The organism is Pseudomonas sp. BJa3, assembly GCF_026343815.1.
Lineage (GTDB): Bacteria > Pseudomonadota > Gammaproteobacteria > Pseudomonadales > Pseudomonadaceae > Aquipseudomonas > Aquipseudomonas soli.
Window position 1 is genome coordinate 1 of the sequence record NZ_JAOXMC010000042.1, and the last position, 3,071, is coordinate 3,071.

4 protein-coding genes and 3 tRNA genes are annotated in these 3,071 nt (G+C 58.6%); all 7 read right to left on the reverse strand.

The annotated features are described in order from the left end of the window. Positions 1-170, reverse strand: a 170-nt coding sequence (locus OH705_RS26760; protein ID WP_232888303.1) for a GTP-binding protein, incomplete at its 3' end; no start/stop codon positions are given. A gap of 79 nt (positions 171-249) precedes the next feature. Next, positions 250-325, reverse strand: a tRNA-Thr gene (locus OH705_RS26765). A 28-nt stretch (positions 326-353) separates the two neighbouring features. Beyond that, positions 354-427, reverse strand: a tRNA-Gly gene (locus tag OH705_RS26770). A gap of 24 nt (positions 428-451) precedes the next feature. Beyond that, positions 452-535, reverse strand: a tRNA-Tyr gene (locus tag OH705_RS26775). A gap of 152 nt (positions 536-687) precedes the next feature. Then, positions 688-1,113: a hypothetical protein gene (locus OH705_RS26780; protein ID WP_023631086.1), complete on the reverse strand. Its 426-nt coding sequence runs from the start codon at positions 1,111-1,113 to the stop codon at positions 688-690. Positions 1,114-1,124: 11 nt separating this feature from the next. Then, positions 1,125-1,874 (reverse strand): pantothenate kinase, encoded by a 750-nt coding sequence (locus OH705_RS26785; RefSeq protein WP_023631085.1) that lies wholly within the window; start codon positions 1,872-1,874, stop codon positions 1,125-1,127. Then, on the reverse strand, positions 1,864-2,823 hold the full coding sequence (gene birA / locus OH705_RS26790) for a bifunctional biotin--[acetyl-CoA-carboxylase] ligase/biotin operon repressor BirA (protein ID WP_023631084.1): 960 nt from the start codon (positions 2,821-2,823) through the stop codon (positions 1,864-1,866). The genes OH705_RS26785 and birA overlap by 11 nt, the downstream gene beginning before the upstream one ends. Between the last annotated feature and the right edge of the window lie 248 nt (positions 2,824-3,071).

Sequence of the window (3,071 nt, forward strand, 5' to 3'; positions counted from 1 at the left end):
TTTTCTTCCGGAGCCGAGTCGATCTTGTCGAACTCAACGACGGCCGAACCGAAAACTTCGGAGCAGACGCGGGTCAGCGCTGCAGTCAGAGTAGTCTTACCGTGGTCAACGTGGCCGATAGTGCCGACGTTAACGTGAGGTAGCGAACGATCAAACTTTTCCTTAGCCATCGATACAGTCCTCCGCAGAAGAAATAGTCATACCGCTGATAAAACAAAGGCAGATATTTTCATATCTGCCTTGTTTATATGGAGCTCTTGAGCGGACTTGAACCGCTGACCTCACCCTTACCAAGGGTGTGCTCTACCAACTGAGCTACAAGAGCGAAACACTTTGTGCAACAACAGCAAACTTGGAGCGGGTAGCGGGAATCGAACCCGCATCATCAGCTTGGAAGGCTGAGGTTCTACCACTAAACTATACCCGCGGAGCTTGCGGCTCTCGCTAAAACTGGTGGAGGGAGAAGGATTCGAACCTTCGAAGCTCTCGCAACGGATTTACAGTCCGTCCCCTTTGGCCGCTCGGGAATCCCTCCAGATGTGGCCGGCATTCTATTTGTCTGCCGTCCCAGTGTCAAGCGTTTTTTCAAATTTTTTCAATCAAATCTGAAACTTAGCTGCTTTGACACTGCCTCCAGATCTACCACCTAGGTGATGTTCCCTGTGAAGCGGGCGCCATTCTATCAAGCTATTCGGCAGTTGCAATACCCTCGCACAAAATAATTTTGTGTTTTAAGTCTTTGAAATCCTTGGAAAGAGTCGAGAGCACAGCCGGGTCCAGCAAACGCTCGCTTTCCGGGGCAACCTTGAGCCAGAGCCCGTCGGCACCCGGTAGCTGACCAACCACTGGCAGGGCAGCGATATCCAGACTGACCAGCCGCTGACGCAAGGCCTCGAGCTGCTCGGGCGCAGCCATGCCCCCAACCACCAGGCATTCGTCACGGCGCCGGACGGGCGCCGCAACTCCGGTTTCACGCAACAGGCGGATTTCCTGCTGAGAACCTTTGTACAAAGCCAACGGGGCGACTTCCTTGACCTTCAGGGGAGCTTCCTGCTGATGCCACACGTAATAAAAGACGTTGAGCACAACCAACAGCAGAAACAACCAGCGCATAGTCAGTCACCTCAGTTCAATGGACAGGCCATGGCCAAACCGACGAATACCAAGTCCGGCACGATCCGAGCCTTCGGTGCCGCCTCCTGTACCAAGGGCGCATCCCCACCGGTCAGAAACACAGTGAAGTCCTCACCCCACATCGCCCTGGCCTGCTCGATCTGGGTACGGGCGAAGCCCTGGAGCATCAGCACACAACCACGCTCGACCGCCTCGACGGTCGAGCGCCCCGGCGCCAGGCTGCTCAGGGCGCGCTCGGCCGATGCATCGTCATAGCGAATACGCCGGGTATGGGTGCGCAACTGGCTACGCATCAGCGGCATGCCCGGGCAGATGTAGCCCCCCAGGTGCTCACCATTGGCCGCGACGAAATCGGCCTTGGCCGCGGTGCCGAAATCGATGACCAGGCAAGCTCGCCCGGCCAGGTGATAGGCGCCCAGCGCGCCCAGCCAGCGGTCCATGCCCAGACGCTGATAATCGTCATAGCCATTGCGCACGCCGGCCATTTCCTGCACAGGCTGGGCCACGTTTACCTCGACCCCGAACGAGGCCTGGATCAATGCGCACAGCGATGAAGTTTCCTCCTCACTGCGCACGCTGACCATGCGGCAACCAGTCAGACTCAGGCTAGAGAGCCCTGCGACAGCTGCGACCAATGCCTGATCGGAGTCCACGATGCCGCCACCGTTGATGGTGCAGTCGGCTGCATGGATGACGCGCCACTTGATAAAGCTGTTTCCACAATCGAGCTCAAGAATCATCACGCAACCTCAGGCTCAGCTCGCCGCCGCTGAAGCTCTTCTCCACACCATCGACCTCCAGACGCAAGCCGCCCTGCCCATCCACCCCCAGCGCGACACCTTCGATACGCGAAGTGCCCGCGACAAGCGAAACTTTGCGCCCCTGCCACAGGTGCGCCTGCTCCCATTCCTCCTGGAACGCAGCGAAGCCATAGCGGCGATGGCGACCAAGTTCGTGTTGCAACTGCTGGCTGAGCACCGCCACCAGGTGGTTGCGATCCACCAGCTGCCCAGCTTCACCGCGCATCGAGGCCCATTGCTGATCGATCTGTTCGTTGCCCTGCATGTTTACATTGATGCCGATACCCAGCACCACATGGCAGACGTCCGCAGGATCCCCGACCAGCTCCAGGAGTATTCCGGTGATCTTGCGCCCGTCTGCAAGGACATCATTGGGCCACTTGAGCCCCACATCCTTTAGCCCGAACGCCTGCAGTGTACGCATCACCGCCAGGCCAACCACCAGGCTCAAGCCCTCCAGCTGACGCATGCCGCCATCGATGCGCAAGACCAGGCTGTAATAGAGGTTTTCCGCAAAAGGACTGACCCACGGACGCCCACGACGACCGCGACCTGCACTCTGGCGCTCGGCCAGCACCAGAAACGGCGCCGCTTGCCCTTGCGCAATCAGCCTCAGTCCTTCGGCATTGGTGGAGTCGATGGTGTCGTGAATGAACACCGGCCACGGCTCGCCCTGCGCGAACTTGGCGATTGCCTGCGCTTCGAGCAGGTTCAACGGCGCCGCCAGCTGATAGCCGCGGCCACGTACCTTGTGAATGGTCAGGTTCAGTTCGCTCTCCAGGTGCTGCAGCTGCTTCCAAACGGCGCTGCGACTCACCCCGAGGGCGGCCCCCAGGGCTTCTCCGGAATGGAACCGGCCATCCTTGAGGAGGTTCAACAACTTCAGCATGCCAATCTCGACTCGGAATAAGGCTGGCATGATAGCCACGCCCCGAGGGCTTGCATAGGAAAAGGGCTACCGCTGCCATTACAGGCGACGGGCTCCTACAAGGGTGGGCGTTAACTTGCCAAACGCGCAAAGACAAAACCCCTACCTGCTCGCGCAGATAGGGGTTTTGCAAAATGAATCTTGACGATGACCTACTCTCACATGGGGAAACCCCACACTACCATCGGCGATGCATCGTTTCACTGCTG

Bases quoted from the DNA above. Each gene is read 5' to 3' on its own strand.
- OH705_RS26785 (WP_023631085.1), bottom strand. From the start codon at position 1,874: ATGATTCTTGAGCTCGATTGTGGAAACAGCTTTATCAAGTGGCGCGTC.
- birA (WP_023631084.1), bottom strand. From the start codon at position 2,823: ATGCTGAAGTTGTTGAACCTCCTCAAGGATGGCCGGTTCCATTCCGGA.
- OH705_RS26780 (WP_023631086.1), bottom strand. From the start codon at position 1,113: ATGCGCTGGTTGTTTCTGCTGTTGGTTGTGCTCAACGTCTTTTATTAC.